Source organism: Mycobacterium sp. SMC-4, assembly GCF_050205565.1.
In the GTDB taxonomy this organism is placed as follows: Bacteria; Actinomycetota; Actinomycetes; order Mycobacteriales; family Mycobacteriaceae; genus Mycobacterium.
Genome location: NZ_JBNMQU010000001.1, coordinates 857,884 through 881,774, shown reverse-complemented (window position 1 = coordinate 881,774; position 23,891 = coordinate 857,884). Strand labels below are relative to the sequence as shown.

At 67.6% G+C, this 23,891-nt stretch carries 22 protein-coding genes and 1 pseudogene; 9 read left to right on the top strand and 14 right to left on the bottom strand.

What is annotated here, in order from left to right; translation table 11 throughout:
• Nucleotides 1–40: 40 nt before the first annotated feature.
• The 3 genes from benC to benA are packed head-to-tail and all read right to left on the bottom strand — an operon-like array spanning nt 41 to nt 4,502.
• A complete protein-coding gene (gene benC / locus ACQI46_RS04260) occupies nt 41–2,590 on the bottom strand; it encodes a benzoate 1,2-dioxygenase electron transfer component BenC (RefSeq protein ID WP_427092668.1) in 2,550 nt (849 codons plus the stop codon).
• Between the two features lie 11 nt (nt 2,591–2,601).
• A complete protein-coding gene (benB, locus tag ACQI46_RS04255; RefSeq protein ID WP_427092667.1) occupies nt 2,602–3,132 on the bottom strand; it encodes a benzoate 1,2-dioxygenase small subunit in 531 nt (176 codons plus the stop codon).
• 2 nt (nt 3,133–3,134) lie between these two features.
• Nucleotides 3,135–4,502, bottom strand: coding sequence for a benzoate 1,2-dioxygenase large subunit (gene benA, locus ACQI46_RS04250; RefSeq protein ID WP_427092666.1), 1,368 nt, complete (start codon nt 4,500–4,502; stop codon nt 3,135–3,137).
• A gap of 214 nt (nt 4,503–4,716) precedes the next feature.
• Here benA and ACQI46_RS04245 point away from each other — a divergent pair, with 214 nt between their 5' ends.
• The 5 genes from ACQI46_RS04245 to ACQI46_RS04225 all read left to right on the top strand — a co-directional run bounded on the left by ACQI46_RS04245 (nt 4,717) and on the right by ACQI46_RS04225 (nt 9,310).
• Complete coding sequence (locus ACQI46_RS04245) at nt 4,717–5,631, top strand: LysR family transcriptional regulator (protein WP_427092665.1); 915 nt, start codon at nt 4,717–4,719, stop codon at nt 5,629–5,631.
• On the top strand, nt 5,631–6,734 hold the full coding sequence (locus ACQI46_RS04240; protein ID WP_427092664.1) for a mandelate racemase/muconate lactonizing enzyme family protein: 1,104 nt from the start codon (nt 5,631–5,633) through the stop codon (nt 6,732–6,734). The genes ACQI46_RS04245 and ACQI46_RS04240 overlap by 1 nt, the downstream gene beginning before the upstream one ends.
• A 62-nt stretch (nt 6,735–6,796) precedes the next feature.
• Nucleotides 6,797–7,663 carry a catechol 1,2-dioxygenase gene (gene catA, locus ACQI46_RS04235; protein ID WP_427092663.1) on the top strand — a complete coding sequence of 289 codons (867 nt, stop codon included), beginning with the start codon at nt 6,797–6,799 and terminating at the stop codon, nt 7,661–7,663.
• Between the two features lie 5 nt (nt 7,664–7,668).
• A complete protein-coding gene (gene catC, locus ACQI46_RS04230; protein ID WP_427092662.1) occupies nt 7,669–7,956 on the top strand; it encodes a muconolactone Delta-isomerase in 288 nt (95 codons plus the stop codon).
• Nucleotides 7,957–7,966: 10 nt separating this feature from the next.
• A complete protein-coding gene (locus ACQI46_RS04225; protein WP_427092661.1) occupies nt 7,967–9,310 on the top strand; it encodes an MFS transporter in 1,344 nt (447 codons plus the stop codon).
• 114 nt (nt 9,311–9,424) lie between these two features.
• On the opposite strand, the gene ACQI46_RS04220 is transcribed toward ACQI46_RS04225, so the two are convergent.
• The gene (locus ACQI46_RS04220; RefSeq protein WP_427092660.1) at nt 9,425–10,300 is read right to left on the bottom strand and encodes a diguanylate cyclase; all 876 of its coding nucleotides are present in this window, start codon (nt 10,298–10,300) and stop codon (nt 9,425–9,427) included.
• Between the two features lie 123 nt (nt 10,301–10,423).
• Here ACQI46_RS04220 and ACQI46_RS04215 point away from each other — a divergent pair, with 123 nt between their 5' ends.
• Nucleotides 10,424–10,948 (top strand): bifunctional adenosylcobinamide kinase/adenosylcobinamide-phosphate guanylyltransferase, encoded by a 525-nt coding sequence (locus tag ACQI46_RS04215; protein ID WP_427092659.1) that lies wholly within the window; start codon nt 10,424–10,426, stop codon nt 10,946–10,948.
• A gap of 83 nt (nt 10,949–11,031) precedes the next feature.
• Here the strand turns inward: ACQI46_RS04215 and bluB are convergent.
• The 9 genes and pseudogenes from bluB to ACQI46_RS04170 all read right to left on the bottom strand — a co-directional run bounded on the left by bluB (nt 11,032) and on the right by ACQI46_RS04170 (nt 19,857).
• A pseudogene (gene bluB / locus ACQI46_RS04210) lies at nt 11,032–11,651 on the bottom strand (5,6-dimethylbenzimidazole synthase).
• 34 nt (nt 11,652–11,685) lie between these two features.
• On the bottom strand, nt 11,686–12,456 hold the full coding sequence (locus ACQI46_RS04205; protein WP_427092658.1) for a cobalt-precorrin-4/precorrin-4 C(11)-methyltransferase: 771 nt from the start codon (nt 12,454–12,456) through the stop codon (nt 11,686–11,688).
• A gap of 33 nt (nt 12,457–12,489) precedes the next feature.
• Entirely contained in the window at nt 12,490–13,731 is a 1,242-nt protein-coding gene (locus tag ACQI46_RS04200; RefSeq protein ID WP_427092657.1) for an amidohydrolase family protein, read from the bottom strand.
• Between the two features lie 73 nt (nt 13,732–13,804).
• Complete coding sequence (locus ACQI46_RS04195) at nt 13,805–15,217, bottom strand: NCS2 family permease (protein ID WP_427092656.1); 1,413 nt, start codon at nt 15,215–15,217, stop codon at nt 13,805–13,807.
• Between the two features lie 8 nt (nt 15,218–15,225).
• Entirely contained in the window at nt 15,226–15,465 is a 240-nt protein-coding gene (locus tag ACQI46_RS04190; RefSeq protein WP_427092655.1) for a hypothetical protein, read from the bottom strand.
• A gap of 10 nt (nt 15,466–15,475) precedes the next feature.
• Nucleotides 15,476–16,720 (bottom strand): acyl-CoA dehydrogenase family protein, encoded by a 1,245-nt coding sequence (locus tag ACQI46_RS04185; RefSeq protein WP_427092654.1) that lies wholly within the window; start codon nt 16,718–16,720, stop codon nt 15,476–15,478.
• The gene (locus ACQI46_RS04180) at nt 16,713–17,900 is read right to left on the bottom strand and encodes an acyl-CoA dehydrogenase family protein (RefSeq protein ID WP_427092653.1); all 1,188 of its coding nucleotides are present in this window, start codon (nt 17,898–17,900) and stop codon (nt 16,713–16,715) included. Before ACQI46_RS04180 ends, ACQI46_RS04185 begins: the two co-directional genes overlap by 8 nt.
• Before the next feature lie 159 nt (nt 17,901–18,059).
• Complete coding sequence (locus tag ACQI46_RS04175) at nt 18,060–18,470, bottom strand: STAS domain-containing protein (protein WP_427092652.1); 411 nt, start codon at nt 18,468–18,470, stop codon at nt 18,060–18,062.
• A gap of 148 nt (nt 18,471–18,618) precedes the next feature.
• Complete coding sequence (locus ACQI46_RS04170; protein ID WP_427092651.1) at nt 18,619–19,857, bottom strand: DNA polymerase domain-containing protein; 1,239 nt, start codon at nt 19,855–19,857, stop codon at nt 18,619–18,621.
• A gap of 79 nt (nt 19,858–19,936) precedes the next feature.
• On the opposite strand from ACQI46_RS04170, the gene fadD2 reads away from it, so the two are divergent.
• Complete coding sequence (gene fadD2 / locus ACQI46_RS04165; protein WP_427092650.1) at nt 19,937–21,628, top strand: long-chain-fatty-acid--CoA ligase FadD2; 1,692 nt, start codon at nt 19,937–19,939, stop codon at nt 21,626–21,628.
• 9 nt (nt 21,629–21,637) lie between these two features.
• Here the strand turns inward: fadD2 and ACQI46_RS04160 are convergent, their stop codons facing one another.
• Nucleotides 21,638–21,967 (bottom strand): hypothetical protein, encoded by a 330-nt coding sequence (locus ACQI46_RS04160; RefSeq protein WP_427092649.1) that lies wholly within the window; start codon nt 21,965–21,967, stop codon nt 21,638–21,640.
• Between the two features lie 157 nt (nt 21,968–22,124).
• Here ACQI46_RS04160 and ACQI46_RS04155 point away from each other — a divergent pair, with 157 nt between their 5' ends.
• Nucleotides 22,125–23,312: a thiolase family protein gene (locus ACQI46_RS04155; RefSeq protein WP_427092648.1), complete on the top strand. Its 1,188-nt coding sequence runs from the start codon at nt 22,125–22,127 to the stop codon at nt 23,310–23,312.
• A gap of 40 nt (nt 23,313–23,352) precedes the next feature.
• Nucleotides 23,353–23,802: a pyridoxamine 5'-phosphate oxidase family protein gene (locus tag ACQI46_RS04150; RefSeq protein WP_427092647.1), complete on the top strand. Its 450-nt coding sequence runs from the start codon at nt 23,353–23,355 to the stop codon at nt 23,800–23,802.
• Nucleotides 23,803–23,891: the final 89 nt, after the last annotated feature.

Genomic DNA, 23,891 nt, shown 5'->3' with positions numbered 1-23,891 from the left:
CGGAGGCGGCGAATTTAACCACGTCGCCACAGGCGACAATTCAACCTAAGTCGCCGCCGGCGACCGGCAGGACCGTCCCGGTGATGAACGACGCCTCGTCGGACGCCAGGAAACAGATCGCGGCGGCCTGCTCGTCCAGCGTGGCGTAGCGCTTGAACAACGACGACGCCAGCGTCTGGTCGATGTGCGCGTCGAACCACGCCTGCTCGGTCTCGGTGGCCGGCGTGGGCGTGCCGCGCGAGATGCGTCGCGGCGGCGCAGCCGTCCCTCCGGGAGCGGTGGCGACGACCCGTATCCCGGCGTCGGCGTACTCCATCGCCAGCGAGGCGGTGAGCGCGTTGACGCCACCCTTGGCTGCCGAGTACGGAATCCGGTGGATCCCGCGCGTGGCCACCGAGGACACGTTGACGATGACGCCGTGGCCCTGGTCGACCATGGTCGGCAGCACCGACCGGCACGCATACAGGGTGGTCATCAGCGAACGGTCGATCTCGGCGCGGATCTGCACGGCGGTGAACTCGGTGAACGGTTTGAAGTTGATCGCACCACCGACGTTGTTGACCATCACATCGACCGTCCCGAAGGTCGAGACCGTCTGTCGCAGCAGACTTTCCGCGCCCTCGGGATGCTCCAGGTCCACGGTCACCGCCAGGGCCGGAGGTGTGCCCGGGGACGACAGTTCTTCGGCGAGGTCCTTGACCAGTTCGGAGCGGTCCGCCAGCACCACGGTCCCGCCTTCGGCGTGGATGCGGCGCGCGGTGTGCTCCCCGATCCCTTGCGCCGCGCCGGTGACGATCACGACCTTGCCGCCGAACCGTCCCGGGCTGGTGAACGCGGGAGCGGCATCCGTTGCGGCATCCGCCATTGCGCGCCGCATGGTCTGCATGGACCGTTGCGCATGGGCGGAGATGAGTGTGCGGGCGGTGTCCCGGTCCCCGGCCTCGATGGCGTCGACGATCTCGACGTGGTCGGTGGCGCACCGCGGGTGGCACCACGTCGCGCGACGCAGCACCTCGCTCATCCGGCCTTTCACATCCAGGGCCTGGTAGGCGTGCAGGAGGTGCTCGTTGCCGGTGAGGGTGAACAGGTAGTCGTGGAACGCGGCGTTGGTCTCGGTGTACTGGGCGGGGTCGACGAAGCGGTCGCCGTCGACGTAGGGCAATGTCGATTCGGCGAGCAGGCGGTAGCCGGCCAGTTGTGTGCTGGTCAGCCGCCCCACGGTCAGTTCGAGCGCGCCGAGCTCCAGGGCGGCGCGGGCCTCGAACAACGCGTCGGAGGCGCACATGTCGGGGTGTTCCTCGCCGATCTGGTAGCCGTCGGGGCTGATCACCGGCTCTGGCGGGGCGATTGCCGGCAGCATCACCTGCCCGGCGATACGGCGAGCGGTGTCGTCGGCGTCGGTGGGTGCCGGGTAGGCGGCCAGTGGGGCGATGGGCTGTGCCGGCAGCATGGTCTGCCCGGCCAGTCCTCGTGCGTCGGGCGTGGTGTGGAGGGCCTCTTCGGGTTGTGCCGGGGCCGTGCGGTCGACGGCGGCGCTGCTCGGCTCGACTGCCGTGGCGGCCTTGGCCAGGCCGAACTTCTCGTAGTAGAACCCGCTCGGTTCGATGCCGGCGCCGGCGAGGTGGGTGCGGACCGCCTCGACCATCGGTGGCGGGCCGCACAGGTAGATGGCGACGTCGCCGCCGTGGAGGTGTTCACCGTCGATCAGGCTGGTGACGTAGGCGCGGTCCGGGCCGCGGTTGATCGCCGTGCTGTTCGGGTCGGACACGCAATGGTCCCAGGTGAAGTTACCGAGATCTGCTGCGACGGCGGCGATCTCGTCGAGCGCGACGAGATCGGCGTCGGTGCTGACCCCGTAGATCAGGTGCGTGCGTCGACCGCTGCGCTTCTGTGCCATGGTACGCAGCATCGACAGGACGGGTGCGAGGCCGGTGCCGCCGGCGAGCAGCAGCACCGGGCGGTCGGCGTCGCGCAGGAAGAACGATCCGTTGGGCCCGGTGAAGGTCAGTTTGTCGCCGATGGCCGCCCGCTGCGCGAGGTACTCCGACATCGCACCGCCCGGCGTGAGCTTCACCAGGAACGTCAGGCGCTCCTCGTGCGGTGCGTTGGCGAACGAGTAGGAGCGGCTCTGGTCAGTGCCCGGAACCGCGATGTTGACGTATTGACCTGGAAGAAACGCCAATTCGCCGCGGTTGGGGATGTCGATGCCGACCTTGACCGTGGTCGGTGACAACCGCTCCAACTCGGTCAGGGTGCCCGAGTAATCGGTGGCCTGGGTCTTCGCCGATTCCGACGTGCCCGCGATCTGCAACACCAGATCCGAGCGGGGCCGCATGCTGCACGGCAACACGTAACCGGCGGCGGCTTCGTCGGCGGACAGCGCGTCGTCGATGTAGGTGCCGCCGTCGTAGCTACCGGACTCACACAGCGCCTTACAGGTGCCGCAGGCACCGTCGCGGCAGTCCAGTGGGATGTTGATGCGCGACCGGTAGGAAGCGTCGGCGACGGTCTGGTCGTCACGGCAGGTGACGAAGCGGGTCACTCCGTCTTCGAACGACAGGGCCACGGAATAGGCGGTTTTCGTGGTCACGGCAGTCTCCTCTAGAAGTGGTAGACGTCCACCACGTGGTGGATGTAGTCGTTCTTCAGCACGACGGTCTTGCGTCGGATCAACGGCTGCGGGCCGCCGAAGTCGATGGTGTAGAACGAGGTGCCGTAGTACGGGTCGATGGTGTTGTAGCGGAAATACATGGTGTGCCAGTTGAATCGGACGTCGACCAGGTTGCCGCGCTGTTCGATGACCTCGACGTTGGTGATGTTGTGGCTGGTGCGTGGCTCGGGGATGGACGTCGCCGACGAGCGCTCGGTCCGAATCCGGAACACGCGGTCCTCCAGACCACCCTTGTTGGCGTAGTAGATCAGCGAGATGTCGCGTTGCGGGTCCTCGACCAGGCGGTCGTCGTCGGTCCATGCGGGCATCCAGTACACGACGTCGTCGGCGTAGCACTCCAGCCACTTCTCGAACTCGCGGTCGTCGAGGTAGCGCGCCTCGCGGTAGAGGAACTGCTCGATCGCGTTCTGGGTGATGCCCGACGTTCCTGCGACGGGGTCGCTCACGGTGTTGATGGTCATCGTCACTTCTCCGATTCCGTTGCCAGGGCACGCTTCATCGCTGTCAGCCAGTAGCCGTGCTGGACGGGGTAGAGGCCCTCGTCCTCGTTCTTCAGTCCTGAGGAGATGACGCCGTGCATGCCGAGCGACTCGGCGACCTCGTCGGGGCCGGACAGCCAGTGCTGCGCGCCGCGGCTCATGTCGTTCCACGGCGCGGCCTGCGCCCGGAAGGTCAGTTGGCAGGACCGGAACTCCTCCAGGTCGTCCGGAGTGGCCATCCCGGAGGCGTTGAAGAAGTCCTCGTACTGGCGGATCCGGGCGGCGCGGGCGGCGTCGCTTTCTCCCTTGGGTGCGATGCAGTAGATGGTGACCTCGGTCTTGTCCGGGCTGATCGGCCGGAAATGCCGGATCTGTGTCGAGAACTGGTCCATCACATACACATTCGGGTACAGGCACAGGTTGCGGGAGCCCTTGACCATGAACTCGCCCTTGGCGTCGCCATGGACGGCCTTGAGCTCGTCGAGCTTGTCCCACAGGGGCCGGTCCTGCGGATTGGCCGCCCACGTCCACAGGCACAGATGTCCGTGCGGGAACGACCAGTAGCCGCCGCCGGACTTGCCCCAGCCGCCGGCATCGAGCGCCTTGGTGTCGTTCTTGGACTCTCCGGTGTTGCGCCGGCTGGTGGTGGCCGCGTAGTTCCAGTGGGTCGCCGTGACGTGGTATCCGTCCGCGCCGTTCTCGGCCTGCACCTTCCAGTTGCCGTCGTAGGTGTAGGTCGACGACCCGCGCAGCACCTCCAGACCTTCCGGCGACTGGTCGACCAGCATGTCGATGACTGTGGTCGCGTCGCCCAGATGCTCCGACAGAGGAAGCACGTCGGGGTTCAGACTGCCGAACAGGAACCCGCGGTAGCTGTCGAACCGCGCGACCTTGGTCATGTTGTGTGAGCCGTCGACGTTGAAGGACTCCGGATATCCGGCGCCCTCAGGGTCTTTGACCTTGAGCAGGCTGCCGTCGTTGCGGAACGTCCACCCGTGGAACGGACACGTCAGGGTCTTGCGGTTGTCGGTCTTGCGGCGGCAGATCATCGCGCCGCGATGCGCGCAGGCGTTGATCAGACAGTTGAGGGTGCCGTCGGTGGAGCGGGTGATGACGACCGGTTGACGGCCGATGTAGGTGGTGAAATAGTCGCCGGGGTTGGCGACCTGGCTTTCGTGCGCGAGGTAGATCCAGTTGCCTTCGAACAGGTGCTTCATCTCGAGTTCGAAGATCTCTTCGTCGGTGAAGATGCGCCGGTTGCTCCGGTACACCCCGGCGTCGGGATCATCGATGACCGCGTCGGCCAGCACGGCGGCGACGTGGTTCACAGGGTCGGTCGCAGATGCGGTCACGAGCGTCTCCTTGCGGTGCGATGTGATGTCTCTTTGCACAGTGACACGTAGTGGCCGTCGTCACACTAGGCAAACCCCTAGTCCTGACCTAGGTCGAGATTGAAAACGACCGTCGATCAATAGCGGCAAACTAGGTCTTTGTGGTCTATCTATCTCCGGTCTACCGTCGATCGTGTCGGCCATCACATCCAGCCGGGACATCGGGAGGACTCACATGGAGCTGCGCCACCTGCGCTACTTCGTCGCAGTCGCCGACACCTGCCATTTCGGGCAGGCCGCCGAGCAACTGCACATCGCCCAGCCCGCGCTGTCCTACGCCATTCGTCAGCTGGAGAACGAGCTCGACGCGGTCCTGCTGACCCGCACCACTCGGCAGGTGTCCCTCACGCCGGCCGGTGAGTTCCTCCGCGGCGAGGCCATCCGCATTCTCGACGCCGTCGACGAAGCGCAGCAGGGCGTCCGGCGGATCGCTGCGGGCCACAGCGGACTGGTGCGCCTGGGCCTGACCGGCACCGCCGCGTTCTCCCATCTGCCGCGCATCGCACGGGTACTCGGCCAGGAGTTGCCCGCCGTCGCCCTCGACATCCAGTCCGACATGCTGACCCCGCAACAGTGTGACGGGCTGCGCGTCAACGCGCTCGACGTCGGAGTGCTGCGGCCGCCGGTCGTCGGGGAGGACATCGAGGTCCGCACGATCGACGACGAACCCCTCGTGCTCGCGGTCTCCGCCGACCACCGCCTCGCGGTCGAGCCGGTGGTGTCGCTGACCGACCTGCGCAGCGAGGCGTTCGTCGGCTATGCCAGTCACGATTCCGCGGTCAACCAGGCGGTGTTGCGCAGTTGCCGGCGGGCCGGCTTCGTGCCACACCGTGAGCACACCGCCCCCAACACCGCCGTGCTGCTGGCGCTGGTGGCTGCGGGCATGGGCGTGGCGGTGCTGCCCGCCTCGGTGCGGGCGTTGCCGCTGGGTGGCGTCGTGTTCCGGGACCTGGTCGACGGCGGTTCGATCGAGCTGGCGCTGGCCTGGCGCCGCGGCACCGACAACCCCGTCGTCGACGCCGTGGTCCAGGCGCTGACGGCCGCTCTGGCGCCGCACTCCGGCTACTTGACCACCACCGAGGAACTCTGATGAAGATCACCGCGCTCGAAGCGATCCCGTTCTCCATTCCCTATGCCAAACCATTGAAGTTCGCGTCCGGGGAGGTGCACGTCGCCGACCACGTGCTGGTGCGCGTACACACCGACGAGGGTGTGGTCGGCGTCGCGGAGGCGCCGCCGCGGCCCTACACCTACGGCGAGACCCAGGACGGGATTCTCGCAGTGATCCGGAACATCTTCGCGCCGCAACTGGTCGGGCTCACCCTGACCGAACGCGAGGTGGTGACCGCGCGGCTGTCCCGCACCGTCGGCAACCCGGCCGCGAAAGCCGCTGTGGACATGGCGATCTGGGATGCGCTGGGCCAGACCCTCGGGTTGTCGGTGACCGCGTTGTTGGGCGGCTACACCGATCGGATGCGGGTGAGCCACATGCTCGGCTTCGACACCCCGGAGCGCATGGTGGTCGAAGCCGAACGCATGGTCGACACCTACGGCATCCGGACGTTCAAAGTGAAGGTCGGCCGCCGGCCGGTGAACCTCGACACCGCGGTGGTGCGTGCCCTACGGGAACGGTTCGGCCTCACCGTCGACCTCTACGTCGACGGCAACCGCGGATGGTCGGCCGCCGAGTCGGCACGCGCCATGCGCGAAATGGCCGACCTGGACCTGCTGTTCGCCGAGGAGCTCTGCCCGGCCGACGATGTGCTGGGCCGACGATGGCTGGTTTCGCAGGTCGATGTGCCGTTCATCGCCGACGAGTCGGTGACCACACCGGCCGAGGTGACCCGTGAGGTCCTCGGCGGCTCGGCCACCGCAATCAGCATCAAGACCGCCCGCACCGGGTTCTCCGGGTCGCGGCGGGTGCACCACCTGGCCGAAGGCCTCGGCGTCGAGGTCGTCATGGGCAACCAGATCGACGGTCAGCTCGGCACGGCCTGTTCTGTGTCTTTCGGCGCGGCATACGAATTGACGTCTCGGCGGGCCGGGGAGCTGTCCAACTTCCTCGACATGTCCGACGACCTGCTGACCGTCCCGCTCTGCATCCGCGACGGAGAACTGCAGGTACCTCCCGGTCCGGGCATCGGTGTCGAGATCGACGCCGACAAGCTCGCGCACTACCGCACCGACAACTGAACTCACCCGGGTGCCAGCCACCCCCGGGGCAGTCACATCACCCGCACAGGAAAGAGAACACCATGACCACATTGGAGACCCCGATGGACACCGCTTCGGCAGCGGCGTCGGGCGCATCGGCCACCGCACGCTTCCACACCGACAAGTCCCCGTTCGCGGCTGTCGCCGGGACGCCGCCCGAGCGCGTCAGTACCCTTGCGCGCGAGGTGCTTTCGGCCGTACACGACACGATTCGCCGGCACCGGGTCACCTACGACGAGTACAACGCGCTCAAAGCGTGGCTGATCAGTGTCGGCGAAGACGGTGAATGGCCGTTGTTCCTCGACGTGTGGGTCGAGCACGTCGTCGAGGAGGTCGCCACCGACCACCGCGCCGGCAACAAGGGCACCATCGAAGGGCCGTACTACGTGCCTGATTCCCCGGAGTGCGGGGCCCGCGGCACCATCCCGATGCGCGACGGCGAGGTCGGGACACCGCTGGTGTGGAACGGCACCATCACCTCCACCGACGGCACGCCGCTGGAAGGCAAGGTCGAGCTCTGGCATGCCGACGCGGACGGCTTCTATTCGCAGTTCGCCCCGAACCTGCCCGAGTGGAACCTGCGCGGGACCTTCAGCACGGGATCCGACGGCGCCTTCCAGATCACCACGATCCGGCCCGCGCCGTACCAGATTCCCACCGACGGAGCGTGCGGCAAACTGATCGCCGCCGCCGGGTGGCACGCATGGCGGCCCGCCCACATGCACGTCAAGGTGTCCGCGCCCGGCCACGAGTTGCTCACCGCGCAGCTGTACTTCCCCGGTGATCCGCACAACGACGACGACATCGCCGACGCGGTCAAGCCGGAGTTGGTCCTGGACCCGCAGCCCAACGGTGACGGCAGCCAGTCCATCACCTACAACTTCGTCCTCGACCCCGTAAAGAGCTGAGCTCCATGTTGTTTCACGTACGCATGGACGTCGCGATCCCGCATGACCTCGATCCGCAGCAGCGCACGGAGCTGGTCGCGCGGGAGAAGGAGTACAGCCAGCAGCTGCAACGCGCCGGAAAGTGGCCGCACATCTGGCGGATCGTCGGCGAGTACGCCAATTTCTCGGTCTTCGACGTCGAATCGACCGACGAACTGCACGACCTGCTGGCGGGGCTTCCGTTGTTCCCCTACATGAAGATCCACGTGACACCTCTGGCCACGCACCCGTCGGCCATCTCGGGACAGGACTGAGGAGATTCCGTTGACCACATTCGCCACCCGTACGGTCGACGTCGGCCGACTGGCCGACAGCGCATCGATGACACCGCGACGTTGGGGGGTCATCGCGGTGTGCTTCGTCATCGCGCTCCTCGACGGGTTCGACACCCAGTCGATCGCGTTCATCGGTACGTCGATCAAGAACGACTTCGGGCTGTCCACCGCACAGATGACGTGGGTCATCACCGCGAGCACCATCGGAATGTGTTTGGGGGCAATGAGTCTCGGGGCGCTCAGTGACCGCTTCGGGCGTCGGCCGACCATCCTGTTGGCACTCGTGGTGTTCGGCGGGTTCTCCATCCTGGGCAGCATGGCCCAGACCCCGGAGCAGATCATCGCGCTGCGGTTCCTGATCGGTATCGGGATGGGCGGCGCCACACCGGCGCTGCTGGCGCTGACCGCCGAGTACAGCTCCCGGGAACGTCGCGGCACCTTCATGACGTTGGTGCTGCTCGGTCTGCCGGGCGGCGCGCTGCTCGGCGGTCTGGTCGCTGCGGCGTGGTTGCCGATCGTCGGCTGGCGCGGCATCTTCCTGATCGGCGGACTGCTGCCGATCGTGCTCGCGGTCGTGTGCTACCTGGTGGTGCCCGAGTCGCCGGCGCTGTTGGCGGCCAAGGGAACCGCCGACGGCCAGCGGCGAATCCGGGTGCTGGCCGAACGGTACTTCGGCGCGCGGTTCGACGACACCACCACGTTCGTGATGTCGGAGGTCAAGACCTCCCGCGGCCCGGTCCGCGAGTTGTTCTCCGAGCGGTTCCGCGCCGTGACGACCGCGGTGTTCAGCATCTACTTCCTGAACTGGATCGCGTGGTTCCTGCTGCTGCTGTGGATGCCGACGGCACTGAACATGCTGGGTCTGTCCCCGGCGACGGCCGCGATGGGCACGGTCACGGTCAACGGCGCCTTCATTTTGTTCGCGCTGCCGCTGTCGCTGCTGCTGCCGCGGGTCAACGCCCGCGATCTGCTGCTCGTGATGTTCGGCTGCGGTATCGCCGTGGCGGTGGGGTTGGCCATGGCGGGTTCGTCGTTCGCCATCGTGTTCGTGCTGATCGGTCTGGCCGGCTTCGGCATCGGCGGCCAGCAGCTGGCACTGAACTATCTGATCGCCAACGCCTACCCGACCCAGCTGCGGGCCACGGCGACCGGATGGGGCATCGGGATCGGCCGGATGGGCACCATCGTGGGGTCCGCGCTCGGCGGGGTGCTGTTGAGCGCCCTGGGTGTCAGCGGCTACTTCCTGTTCCTGGCGCTGCCGCTGGTGCTGGCCGCACTGGCCACGCTGTTCGTCAAGAAGAACTACGGTTCGCCGGTGGCCGAGACGGTTTGACGGGCTGTGCCCGGCGGGACCGCTTCCGCTGGTAAAGGTCGCTGTCGGCCGCGGCGAGGATGCCCTCGAAGGCATCGTGGCTGGCCGGTCCGACGGCCACCCCGTAGGTGACTGTCACGGGTGGCCGTCGGCCAGCGTCGCCGCGAGCGACTGCGCCTGCGCCTGGTCGTAACCACGCACCACGACCACGAATTCGTCACCGCCGATCCGCCCGACCACACTCGACCGCGGGGCCCGAGCCCGCCAGCGGCGCGCCAGCTCGCTGAGCACCAGGTCGCCGGCCGCATGCCCGCTCTGATCGTTGACGCCCTTGAAGTCGTCGACATCGAACACCAGCACCGCGATCGACTGACGCCGACGCCGGGCCTGCGCCAACAACCGATGGACCTGCCGTTTGATGCCGGCGCGGTTCCACACCGCGGTGAGCGGATCACGGAACGCCGCTTCGAGCAGAGCGGCATTGGCCAGGCCGAAGACCTCACAGGCTCCGATGATGCTGGCCGCGTACAGAATCAGGTACAGGACCGGCACCGGTGCGGGCGCGAGGTGAAGCGCAGCCACTGCTCCGAGCGTCATCACCGTCGTCGCCGTCCGTGCCGTCGTGGGGTCGTGCCAGGTACGGATGAAGATCGCGACGAAGATCAGCGGCACCACCGACCACACCTGCGCGACCAGATGGTCGTGGAACAACACAGCCACGATCGGAGCCGTGGCCAGACACACCACCGCGGCGGCGTAACGGACGCCGCACAGGGGGGACCGCAGGCACAGCGCCAGACCGACACCGGTCACCAGCGCAGCCAGGACTTCGCCGCGCACGTCGGTGCGCACAAGTTCGAAGACCTCCGCCTGCACCACGGCCGACGAATACAGCGCCAGCAGGATGGCGTGGTAGGAGATCAGCATCCGGCGCCGTAGCGCATCGTCGAGATGCAGGGCCGCACCATCGCCGCTTCGGCTTCGCCAGTCGGCCGACGTGGAACGGTTCATCGAAATCGCTCTGATCCTCTCGGGCCGAATCAGTATGACCGACCGCGGCGGGACAGAATGGCGGAGATGAGCGCGGTCAGGCCGCGGATCCTCAGCCGGCCGTGCACTCCCTACGATGACGACGTGAGAATTCTGGTCACCGGTGGTGTGCGCTCCGGCAAATCCGGCCACGCCGAGGGGCTGCTCGACACCGCCGAACGGGTCACCTACGTGGCCCCCGGCCGGCCCGCCGACGGCACCGACCCGGACTGGGACAGTCGTGTCGCGCAGCACCGGGCGCGCCGGCCCGCGCACTGGCACACCGTGGAGACCGCTGACCTGCCGACCGCGCTGCGCGCCGCCGATGGGGCGGTGCTCGTCGACTGTCTGGGTACCTGGCTCACGGCGCTGCTGGACGGGGACGGGCTGTGGGACGCGCGTTCCGAGGACGCCCGGCAGGTCGTCGACGTGCGCGTCGCCGCGTTGTGCGACGCGCTGGTTGCTGTCCCGCATGCGGTCGTGGTGACCAACGAGGTCGGCCTCGGCGTGGTGCCGTCGCACCGCTCGGGGGTGCTGTTCCGCGATCTGCTCGGTTTCGTCAACCAACGCGTCGCGGCGGTGTGCGACGAGGTGCATCTGGTGATCGCGGGCCGCGTGCTGCGGCTCTGACGGACCCACTGTGCGCCGAGCGTGAACTCAGGGCGGAATCCGGCGTCTTTTTCCGCCACCAGTTCACGCTCGGCGAGGGGTCCTCAACCGCCGTAGCGCTCGGAGTGCAGCACGGTCTCCAGCGACGATCGGGCCCGCCAACCGAAGCGCTCCAAGTCCGGGACCTCGGGCAGGTCGGTGACCGCGCCGACGCACAGCCACGCGACCGGGCGCACATGCTCGGGCATGCCGACCAGCGAGCGCAGGTAGTCCTCCCGGTAGACGACACCCAGCCCACCCCGAGACCTTCGAAAGTGGCTGCCAGCCAGAGGTTCTGGATCGCACACACCACCGAGTACAGACCTGCGTCCGGGATCGCGTGGCGGCCCAGCACCTGCGGACCGCCCCGGGCCGGGTCGTAGCCGACGACGATGCCCAGACCGGATTCGCAGATGCCCTCGACCTTGATGCGCTCGAACGTCTCCGCGCGTTCGCCGGACAGGGCGGCGGCGAAGGTCTCGCGTTCGGCCGCCACGTGATCGCGGAAGGCGCGCAACGTTTCCGGTGAGCGCACCAGGATGAAGTCCCACGGTTGCGACATGCCGACCGACGGCGCCGCGTGCGCGGCCAGCAGCACCCGGTCGAGAACGTCGTCGGCCACCGGTGCGCCGGTGAACTCCCGTCGAGTGTCGCGGCGACGATTGATGACGTCGTAGAGCGTCATGGTCAGACGGGCTCTCTGCTCTTCGCGCAAGCGCTCATCGCCGTCGCTCCCGCGCCGGGTCGTAGAGGAAGCTCTCTCCGGCCTCGGGGTCCGGTCTCCCGGCCAGCGCCCGCCCGACCAGGATGACCGCCGCCTGCCGCAGGCCTGCCGATTCGACGGCGTCGGCGATGTCGGCGACCGTGCCGCGCAGGATGCGTTCTGATGGTTGCGACGCGCGGTAGACGACGACGACGGGGCAGTCCGGCCCGTACTCCGGTTCGATCTCGGCCATCAGCTCACGGGTCCGGGTGATGGCCAGGTGCAGCACCAACGTAGCGCGGGTGGCGGCAAAAGCCTTGAGCGACTCGGTGTCCGGCATCGCGGTCGAACGCTGCTGGGTCCGGGTCAGCACCACCGACTGGGCGACCAGCGGCACCGTCAGTTCACGGCCCACTGCGGCCGCCGCGGCGGCGTAGGCCGGCACGCCCGCGGTCACCTGCCACGGCACACCGGCGCGGTCCAGACGTCGGGTCTGTTCGGACACCGCCGAGTACAGCGACGGGTCACCGGAGACCAGTCGCACCACGCGCCGGCCGGCCTGTTGAGCGGTGACCAGCCGGTCGAGGATCTGGTCCAGGTCCAGGTGCTCGGTGTCGACGAGCTCGGCGGTCGGGGAGCAGTGCGCCAGCACGTCGGGATCCAGGTAGGTCCCCGGGTAGAGCACCACGTCCGCGTCGGCGAGCAGGCCCGCGGCGCGCACGGTGAGCAGGTCGGCGGCACCGGGCCCGGCGCCGACGAACTGGATCGGCGCGCGATCGTCTGCCATCGACGGAGAAGTCTAGGCGGCGCGCCGCGCTGCTCAGGCGGTGGCCAGTGCCGGCGGCTGGGTGGCCGACGGGTCCGGGTTGGCGATCGGCAGCCCCATGAAACGGCGGGCGTTGTCGCCCATGAAGTCGTAGGTGCGGCGTACGTCCATGCCTTCGGCGTACTTCCAGAAGCCCTTCGGCTCGGCCAGACCCTCGGGGTGCGGATAGTCCGACCCGAACAGCACCTTGTCCCATCCGACGGTGTTGACGACGTCGGACACGCAGCCCTCCCAGAACGGGCTGACCCAGATGTTGCGGCGGAACACCTCCAGCGGGTGTTCGGGGAAATTCTGCGGCATCTTCTTGGCCAGCTCTTCGAAGTCGTTGAACAGCGGGAAGATCCACGAGCTGCCGTTCTCGACCGACGCGATCCGCAGCTTCGGGAATCGGGTCAGGGTGCCGTGACAGATCAGGCTGGTGATCATGTCGGCGATCTCGCGGTGGCCGAGCACCATCCAGCGGAAGGCGCTCTGTGCCATGAAGTTCTGGGTGTGCGGTGGTTCCCATTTGTTGACGTAGTCGTCCAGCGGCGGGTAGCTGGCGTGCAGCACGATCGGCAACCCGGCGGCTTCCACGTCGCGCCAGAACGGATCGAATTCGGGCAGCGCGGGGGAGCGCCACCCGCGCAGCCCGTTGACCGGGCCCGGCTTGATCAGCGCGACCTTGGCGCCGTTGTCGAGCAGGTACTCGAGTTCGCGCTGCGCGCCCTCGACCTCGGAGAGGTTGATGATCGGCGTGGAGAACACCCGGCCCTCGTAGTCGTAGGTCCAGTGCTCGAGCATCCATTGGTTCAGCGCGTGGATCACCGCGAGTGTCAGTTCGGGGTCGTCGGCGGTGGCGTGCTCGATGAGGCTGGCCAGAGTCGGGTAGTTCAGCGCCTCGCGCACACCTTGGCGGTCGAGTTCGGCGACCCGATCGGCCGGATTGCGGGTGGCGGCGGGGGCTTCGATGGCCGGGCCCTGCATCTCGCGCAGGGTGAGGCCCTCGGTGTTCTCGCCGGCGAAGAATTTCTCGTGTGCCCCCGGGGCGGCGACGCGTTCGAAGGTCGGGTTCGGGATGAAGTCCGACACCCGGTTGTTGATGACGATGCGGGTGTGCCGGCCGAACTGTGCGTACTGCACCGCCCGGGAGTACCGCTCCGGCAGGTATTTCGTCAGCGCGTCCGCCGTCTCGTACATGTGCTGGTCGGCGTCGAAGATCGGCGCATCCCGGAACTGCCCGGTGCTCTCACTCATGGGCGTTACTGTAATGCCAACGGTTGGGCATGTGAACCCACGCCTGGCGCCGAGACCATCGGTTAGCGCCGGGCTACACGCCGAGCACGGACTCCAGCGGGGTGCGCGCGAAGTAGATCGCGAAGCCGGCGGCGACCACCCACAGCAGCGGGCTGATCTCACGGACCTTGCCGGCCGCGCTGCGCATCACCACCCACGCGATGAATCCGACGCCGATGCCGTTGGCGATCGAGTAACTGAACGGCATCACCGCCACGGTCAGCACCACCGGCAGCGCGATGGAGAACTCGGTCAACTCGATGTAGCGCAGCTGCGACGCCATCAACGCGCCGACGACCACCAGCGCGGCGGCCGCGACCTCGGTGGGCACGATAGAGGCCAGCGGCGAAATGAACATCGCCGCAAGGAACAGCACGCCGGTGACCAGGTTGGCCAGACCCGTCCGGGCGCCCTCCTCGATGCCGGCTCCGGACTCGATGAACACCGTGTTCGACGACGACGAGGTGGCACCACCGACGACGGCGCCGGCGCCTTCGACGATCAGCGCCGACTTCAGCCGAGGGAAGGTGCCTTTGTCGTCGGACAGATTGGCCTCACGCGACAGCCCGGTCATGGTGCCCATCGCGTCGAAGAAGTTCGCGAACACCAATGTGAAGACCAGCATCACCGCGGCCACGATGCCGATCCGGCTGAAGCTGTTCAGGCTGAACTCGCCGACCAGCGACAGGTCCGGCAGCGCGAACGGCGACCCCGACAGCGCCGGCACCGAAAGGCTCCAGCCGTCGGGGTTCTCCTGAGCCGATCCCAGGTGCCAGATCGCCTCGATCACCACGGCCGCGACCGTGCCGACGGCCAGCCCGATCAGGATGCCGCCGCGCACCTTCCGCACTACCAGAATCCCGGTGAGCAGCAGCGTGCCCACGAACACCAGCGTCGGTACGGTGCTGATCGAACCGCTGCCTTCACCGCCCAGACCGACCGGCGGGGATGCCACCCCGGTGGAGCCGATGAACCCGGCATCGACCAGACCGATGAACAGGATGAACAGCCCGATACCGGCGGTGATCGCGAGCTTGAGCTGCATCGGCACGGCGTCGAACACCAGCCGGCGCAGACCGGTGGCGGCGAGCAGCACGATGATCAGGCCGTTGATCACCACCAGGCCCATCGCCTCGGCCCACGTCAGCTCCACGACGACGGTGGTGGCCAGGAACGAGTTGATGCCCAGACCCGCGGCGAACGCGAACGGCAGCCGGGCGATGAACCCGAACAGGATGGTCATCACGCCGGCGGCCAGCGCGGTGGTCGCCGAGACCTGCGCGAAATCCAGTCGTCCGCCGGTCACGTCCGCCGACCCCGACAGGATGATCGGATTCAACACGATGATGTAGGCCATCGCGATGAAGGTGACGACGCCGCCGCGGATCTCGGTGCCCACGGTGGACTGGCGGGCCGAGATCTCGAAAAAACGGTCCACGAAGTTCATGTGTGGCCTCAGACCCGCGGTGCGGGCGGTGGCGGCGGCGCCGCGACGGGCATGCACAGACCGGTCTGCGTATCGAGGAACTTGCCTGGGACACAGAACGGCGAGCAGCCGTAGATCACGCCGGTCTCACCGGGCGGGCACTGGGCGACGGCGCTGGGCGCAGAGGATCCGGCCAGCGCGGCCAGCGGCGCTGCCACCAGCGCCGCGGCAGCCAGATATCGCGCGAGGCGCTGGTTCGATCGGGCCACGTCTTCCCTCTCAGCTCGACAATCCGGTGGCGACGCGCGGAGCGTCCTTCTCCGGCGCGGCGTCGAGGATGAACTCGGCGATCCGCGCGCGGTGCTGTTCGGCGCTGCCCAGCAGGGCGGCATCGGTGTAGGCGCGCTTGTAGTACAGGTGGGCTTGGTGTTCCCAGGTGAAACCGATTCCACCGTGGACCTGAATGGTGTCGCCCGCAACTCGAACGAACGCCGCCGAGCACGTCGCCTGCGCGATGCTGACCGCCAGCGCCGGATCGTCGGATCCGTCGGTCAGCGCCCACACCGCGTGGAAGGCCGTCGATCGGGCGTGTTCGACGGCGACCAGGTCGTCGGCGAGCCGGTGCTTGACGGCCTGGAAGGAGCCGATCGGCCGGCCGAACTGCAGTCGGGTCCTGGCGTATTCGGTGCTCAGATCCAGCAGATGTTGCGCGGCGCCGACCTGTTCGACGGCCAGTAGCGCGCCGCCGACGTGCAGCGCGTGGGTGATGACGCGCTCGGCCTCGTCGGCACCGGCGATCAGCTGTGCGGCCGCACCGGAGAACGTGACGGTCGCCTGTGGCCGGGTGAGGTCCAAGGTGCCCAACGAATCACGTTGTACCTCAGCAGAATCCGCATCGACGGCGAACAGTCCGATGCCGTCGGCGGTTTTGGCGGCCACCAGCAGCACGTCGGCTGCGGCCGCGTCCACGACCCGCTCCACCGTGCCGGTGACCGTCCAGGACTGGCCGTCCCCGGTCGCGTCGACGGTGACGGCCGATGGGTCGAAGGCGCCCGCGGTGTCGTTGACGGCGAACGCCGCGGTGCGGCTGCCGTCCATCAACGGTTCCAGCAGCGGGCTGGTCTGCGTCGCCGCGACCAACGCGGGGATGGCCAGATAGACCGTGCCGAACAGCGGCCCGAACGCCAGTGCCGCACCGAGCTGTTCGACCGCGACCGCCTGGTCGATCAGCGTGCCGCCCACCCCGCCGGCCGACTCGGGCACCGACAGCCCGAGCACACCCAACTCGGAGCCCAGCCGCTGCCAGACCTTGCGGTCGAACGGCGGATCGGACTCCATCGCCGCGCGTACCGCGCTCTCGCCGATGTGGTCGGCGCAGAACTTGCGCACCGCCGAGCGCAGCGCGCCCTGTTCCTCGGTGAACACGAACTCCCGCTGATCCGCAAGCTCCTCAGCTGTGCCCTTGGGCTGATCCGCAAGCTCCTCAGCTGTGCCCTTGGGCTGATCCGCAAGCTCCTCAGCCACGCGGGATCTCCTTCCACGCCATGCCCGCATCCGCGCGCAGATCCGCCGGCAGCCCGAGCACCCGCTCACCGAGGATGTTGCGCATCACCTCGGACGTGCCGCCTTCGATGGTGTTGGCGCGGCTGCGCAGGAACCGCTGCTGAATGGGCCCGCGATAATCCTCGGGATCGCCCTCGGTCATGCCGTAGCCGTCGTAGAGGATGCCCTCCGGGCCGAGCAGGTCCATGCAGAACTCGTAGATGTGCTGGTTGAGTTCGGCGCCGACGAGCTTGCCGACCGACGCCTCCGGGCCGGGCCCACCGGTGGTGGTGGCCGCGGCGCGCGACCGCTCCGCGGTCAGGCGTTGCGCCTCGGATCGCAGCCACAGCGAGGTCAGCCGGTCGCGCAGCACCGGGGTGTGCAGATCCGGGCGGGACGCCCACAGCGCGACCGCATCGGAGATGGTGCCCGCGCCGCGCCGGCTGCCGGAACCTCCGAGCGCGCTGCGCTCGTTCATCAGCGTCGTCATGGCCACGCGCCACCCGTCGCCGACGCCTCCGAGCCGGAACGCGTCGGGGATGCGCGCGTCGGTCATGTAGACCTCGTTGAACTCCGCATGCCCGGTCAGTTGGCGCAGCGGCCGGGTCTGGACGCCTTCGCCGTGCATGTCGATGACGAAGTAGGTCAGCCCTTTGTGCTTGGGCGCGTCGGGATCGGTGCGCGCCAGCAGCAGACCCCACTTGGCGCGGTGAGCCAGGCTGGTCCACACCTTCTGGCCGTTGATCACCCAGGAGTCGCCGTCGAGGACCGCCGAGGTCGCCAGCCCGGCGAGGTCGGAACCGGCGCCCGGCTCGGAGAACAGCTGGCACCAGATGTGCTCGGTGGTGGCCAGCGGCCGCAGCAATTGCCGCCGCACGTCGTCTGTCTGGGCGTGCTCCCGCACGGTCGGGGCGGCCATGCCGTACCCCATCGGGTTCAGGCCGAGCGGGACGGGACCACCGGCACCTTGCAGGATGCGGTCGGCGACTGCCTGCAGTCCGCGGGAAACACCCAGCCCGCCGAAACCTTCGGGGAAATGCACCCACGACAGGCCCGCGTCGAAGCAGGCACCGAGGAACTCGTGAACGGGAACGGTCTTCGGATCGTGCTCGGCGACCACGCGGCGCGCGGCATCGGCGACCCTGTCGGCGTCAGTGCCCATAGCTGCACACTAAATCAGAGTGTGCGCACACCGCGGGGGCAGTCTTCCGACGGTGGCGGCGACCTAGCCTGCGGTCAGCGCCAGCCTCTCGGCATGGGACCGATGACGGCGCTGCAGCAGGTACCGGAGCCAACGAACATCAAGTAACACGTCTGATCCTTACGCAGTCTTGGTGAGGATGGGAAGCAGTTGACGACGGGCGACCATCGCGTCGGCGAATTCGTTGAGCGCCTCCGGAACAGAGCCGGCCGAATCGAATTCGATACCCAGGTCGCGCAGCGTCTGCTCGACGGCGCGACTGGCCACCAGGGACCACTGCACATCGGCGAGAGCGCAGACGTCGTCGATCACGAAGAGCAGGAAAACCGCATCCTCGGCAAAGGAGGTCACATCGCTGAGATCCAGCACGAAGGCCTTTTCCGCGATGACGAAACGCCGCGTATAAGCGGTAGCGCGTTCGACGTTGCACGCGTCGAGCTCGCCGCTGATTCGCACCACCGTGGCCAATTGACGACAGTGTGCGCGGATATCGGCACCACCACCACAGTCGAACGTCGGATTGCCGTACATGGCGACCTCCTCGAGTCCAGTCCTGACGTGGCCCACCTTCGGGCGATACAAGACTCAAGGTAATGAGCCAATTTAAGGCCCTAGGGAGTAACGACTAATACTTCGGTAAGAACTGTGCCGAATGTCGGCAGCAAACTTGTCGGCGATTTCAATTGCGAAACGGCTGCTGCGCGCCGGTGTAGTTGCGCCAAGGGCTGTAGTCGGCCAGCAACTCTTCCTGCGGTGGCCGCTGTTCTTCGGGGACGTGCTGCAGGTTGATCCGGATCCGGTACCAGATCGAACTGGGCCCCCGCATACCGTCGACGAGAACATCTGCGGGCTCGAGCTTTTCGGATGCCGCGGGATATTTGGTGCGCCACTGCTGCAACGCGTCCAGCGCTTCGTCCTTGGTCTTCGTCCGGGCGATCTCGATCAACGGCATGGTCGATTGACGTCGCCCGTCGGTCGAGCGGCGCGCACCCTTGGGCGCCTTCTCGGCCGGTCCCAACCGGTCGGCGAGGTCGAGCAACGCGTCGAGCGCACCCGGATGGTCGTCCATGCTCTCCCATGGATCACCGAGTAGCTCGAGGCGCCGCGGCACGGTGGCGATGGTGAACTCCTCGGGCCGGCAGTCGGCCACCTCCGACCACAGCAGCGGAGTCGAGACCCGCGCGTCCGGCGTCGCGCGCACCGAGTACGCGGACGCGACCGTGCGGTCCTTCGCGTTCTGGTTGAAGTCGACGAAAACGCCGTGCCGCTCCTCCTTCCACCAGCGCGCAGTGGCCGACTCCGGAGCACGCCGCTCGACCTCGCGGGCCACAGCCTCGGCGGCCAGCCGGACGGCCTTGAACGGCCAGCGGCGGTGGATGCGCGCATAGATATGGAAGCCGCGGGACCCGGAGGTCTTCGGCCATGCCGTCAGGCCGTGGTCCTCCAGGACCTCGCGAGCCACGAACGCGACATCGAGGATCTGGCGCCACCCCACCCCGGGCATCGGATCCAGATCGACCCGCAACTCGTCGGGATGGTCGAGGTCGTCGGCGCGCACCGGATGCGGGTTGAGGTCCACGCAGCCGAGGTTCACCGCCCACACCAGACCCGCGGCGTCGCGCAGCACCGCTTCTTTGGCCGACGTTCCAGAGGCGTACTTCAGTTCGGCCACGTCGACGAAGTCGGGACGGTTCTCGGGTGCACGCTTCTGGAAGACCGCCTCGACCTCGATGCCTTTGACGAAGCGTTTGAGGATCATCGGACGGTCGCGGACGCCGCGCAGCGCACCGTCGGCGACAGCGGTGTAATAGCGGATCAAGTCCAGCTTGGTGAGGCCGAGTTCGCCGAAGACCACCTTGTCGGGATTGGTGATCGGCACAGGGGTGCCGCCGACGTCGAACTCCTGCCGGGCGGCCATGCCTTCGATGGTAGGGGCCGGTCGCCGGCTGTCGCCGGTTCCGGGAATGACAGCAACCGTTGTCCCCTAAAGTTGTCGCATGTCAAAGCTCGCTGATCTCTCCACGCAGACTGCAGCCAAGCTTGCCCAGTCGGTGAGTACCTACGTTGATCGTGGTTCAGCCGAGCTGCACTACGCGCGCAAGATGTTCGAGGCCGGCGCGTTGAGACTCGAAGCGCCGCAGGACATGGCAGCCCTGTTCGCCGACATCCGGCGCTGGGGTGAGTTCGGCATGATCCCGGCCCTCAACGCGCGTCGCTGGCCGCACCGCACCGCCGTCATCGACGAGGAAGGCGAGATGACGTTCGGTGAACTCAACGACGCCGCCCACGCGGTGGCCAACGGTCTGCTCGCCAAAGGCGTCAAGGGTGGCGACGGCGTGGCGATCCTCGCCCGCAACCATCGGTGGTTTCTGGTCGCGCTGTACGGCGCCGCGCGGGTGGGCGCCCGCATCATCCTTCTCAACAGCGAGTTCTCCGGCCCGCAGATCAAAGAGGTCAACGAGCGCGAGGGCGGCAAGCTGGTCATCTACGACGACGAGTACTGCGCGGCGGTCTCCCAGGCCGAACCCGAGTTGGGCAAGCTGCGCGCGTTGGGCGTCAACCCCGACAAGTCGGAGCCGTCGGGCAGCACCGACGAGACGCTCGCCGAACTGATCGCCCGCACCAATGCCGGGCCCGCGCCGAAGGCCACCAAACACGCATCGATCATCATCCTCACCAGCGGAACCACCGGCACCCCGAAAGGCGCCAACCGCAGCGCGCCACCGTCGCTCGCGCCGATCGGCGGCATCTTGTCCGCGGTCCCGTTCAAGGCCAACGAGATCACGTCGCTGCCGGCGCCGATGTTCCACGCGCTGGGTTTCCTGCACGCCACCATCGCGATGATGCTGGGCACCACCCTGGTGTTGCGGCGCAGGTTCAAAGCCGCCCACGTGCTGGCCGACATCGAGAAGCACAAGGTCACCGCCATCGTGGTGGTCCCGGTGATGCTGTCGCGCATGCTCGACGAACTGGAGAAGGCCAGCCCGAAGCCGGACCTGTCGTCGCTGCGCATCGTTTTCGTGTCGGGTTCGCAGCTGGGCGCCGAACTGGCCACCCGCGCGCTGAAAGACCTCGGACCGGTGGTGTACAACCTGTACGGCTCCACCGAGGTCGCCTATGCGACCATCGCCGGCCCACAGCACCTTTCGATCAACCCGGCGACGGTCGGGCCGGTCGTCAAGGGCATGAAGGTCAAGATCCTCGACGACAACGGCAACGAGCTGCCGCGCGGTGAGGTCGGCCGCATCTTCGTCGGCAACTTCTTCCCGTTCGAGGGCTACACCGGCGGCGGTCACAAGCAGATCGTCGACGGCCTGATGTCCTCCGGCGACGTCGGCTACTTCGACGAGAACGATCTGCTCTACGTCAGCGGGCGCGACGACGAGATGATCGTCTCGGGTGGCGAAAACGTGTTCCCCGCCGAGATCGAGGACTGCATCAGCGGCCACCCCGAGGTCGTGGAAGCCACCGCCCTGGGTGTGGAGGACAGGGAGTGGGGTCATCGGCTGCGGGCGTTCGTCGTCAAGGTCGAGGGCGCATCGATCACCGAGGACGACGTCAAGGCCTACGTGCGCGAGAACCTGGCCCGCTACAAGGTGCCGCGCGAGGTCGTCTTCCTCGACGAGCTGCCGCGCAACCCGACCGGCAAGATCCTCAAGCGCGAGCTGCGCGAGATCGAGGTGGAGTAGGGGAGCGGACTACGCGACGCCGCCCGCCAGCGTCGCCATTCCGGGGACGGCCAGCGTCACCAGAACCATCAGCAGCAGGAACCACCCCGCGCCCTGCCAGGCCGCCCAGCCGCGGTCGGCCCGCCACTCGCGGTAGGTCTTCACGAAGGCCCCGATGCCGCCGGCCAGGAACACGGCGGGCACCAGCCACGCGGTGAACTCCGAGTCGCGCGCTGCGACGAGGAAGTAGACGAACACCACCCCGGCCACGGCGACAACGGCGCCGACGTAGGTGATCGCCGCGCGCGCCACTCCCGGCTTCGAGAGCCGCTTCTCGACAAAGTCACGGTCGTTGGTCACTCGGGGAGGGTTCCCCGTTTCCGGCAACGTATGCCTGGCGACTGCGGGCACGTACTTGACCACGGTGTCACCCGGCGTCTACCTTACATACCGACCGGTTCGTTTGAGCCCGTATGCGGACAGCCGCGCGCGACCGAAGTGAAAGGTGCTGCCACCCATGGATTCAGCAGTGGTCGTCGAAGCCGTTCGGTCGCCGATGGGACGCGCACGCGTCGGCGGCGTCTTCGCCGATCTGCACCCGGTGGAACTGCTCTCGCAGATCCTGTCCGGCCTCGTCGAGCGCACCGGCATCGACCCGGGACAGGTCGACGACGTGATCGTCGGGTGCGTCACCCAGTCGGCGGAACAGTCGGGCACGGTCGGCCGCATGGCATGGTTGGCGGCGGGCTTCCCCGAACACGTCCCCTCTGTGACGGTCGAGCGGAAGTGCGGTTCCGGTCAGCAAGCCATCCACTTCGCAGTGCAGGGCGTCATGTCAGGCCAGTACGACCTCGTGATCGCCGCCGGCGTCGAGTCCATGAGCCGGGTGCCGATGGGGTCGAACAGACAGGGAGCCGACTTCATCGGACCGTCGGTGAACGACCGCTACGCACCTGGCCTGGTCTCGCAGGGGGTAGCTGCCGAGCTCATCGCCGCCCAGTGGAATCTGACGCGAGAACAGTTGGACGCCTTCGCGGTTCGCTCACACCGGCTGGCCGCCGCCGCGGCTGAGGCCGGCTGTTTCGACCGCGAGATCGTCCCGGTGCGCACGGGCGAGGGAACCTCTGTCACGCGCGACGAGACGATCAGGGCCGGCACCACCGCCGAGGCGATCAGCGCCCTGCCGACCGTCTTCCGTAGTGACGAGTACGCCGAGCGGTTCCCCCATCTGCAGTGGCGGATCACTCCGGCGAGCTCCTCTCAGCTCACCGACGGTGCATCCGCGGTGCTCATCGCCAGTGAGCGCGCGGCTGCGCGGCTCGGCCTGCGGCCGCGCGCGACCATCACCGGCATGTACGCATGCGGCGACGATCCACTGATGATGCTCACCGCGCCGATCCCCGCCACCGAGTCGTTGTTGAAACGATCGGGTATCACCATCGACGAGATCGACCACTACGAGGTCAACGAGGCGTTCGCTTCAGTGCCGTTGGCCTGGCTCGCGCAGATCGGGGCCGATCCGGACAAACTCAACCCGCGGGGTGGCGCGATCGCTCTCGGACATCCCCTCGGCGCCTCCGGATGCCGGTTGTTCACCACGATGTTGCACGCACTGGAGGACTCCGGCGGGCGCCGAGGCCTGCAAACCATCTGCGAAGCAGGCGGAATGGCCAACGCGCTCCTTCTCGAGCGCGTGGGCGACTGACACCGGATTCTCCAGACCGAAAGACACTGAAAGGGATGCGATGACGACGATGCCGGATGAGCGCAGAAAGACGTTCCTCGCCGAGCCGCGGGTCGGAGTCGTCGCGGTGGAGTGGGAAAACCGCGCCCCCCTGAACGTGCCGGTCTGGTACCGCTACGACGTGGACGGTGACGTGTCCGTCTGGACCTACGCCGACTCGGTCAAACTACGGTTGATGCGTGCTGCCGGCCGTTTCTCCCTGTCGTCCCAATCGCAGGACCTGCCCTACCGGTACGTGACCGTCGAGGGACCGGTGACCTCCGTCGAGCCGGCGACACAGGAGTGGGTGCACCAACTCGCGGTGCACTACCTGGGCCCGACACGCGGCGCCCACTACGCCGCGAACGACTTCAAGCCGGAATCCGTGATCGTCCGTATGCGCCCGCAGCGGTGGTTCAGCGGTGAATTCCTGACCGACGACGTCTACATCTCGCCCGGGGCAGGCAGCTGATCCTTCTGCCGCGGAGCGGCAGAAGGCACTCAATGGCATTGCGGTGCAGCGGCTTAGGAAGAAAGAGGTCGTGCAAGGGACCCGACGGT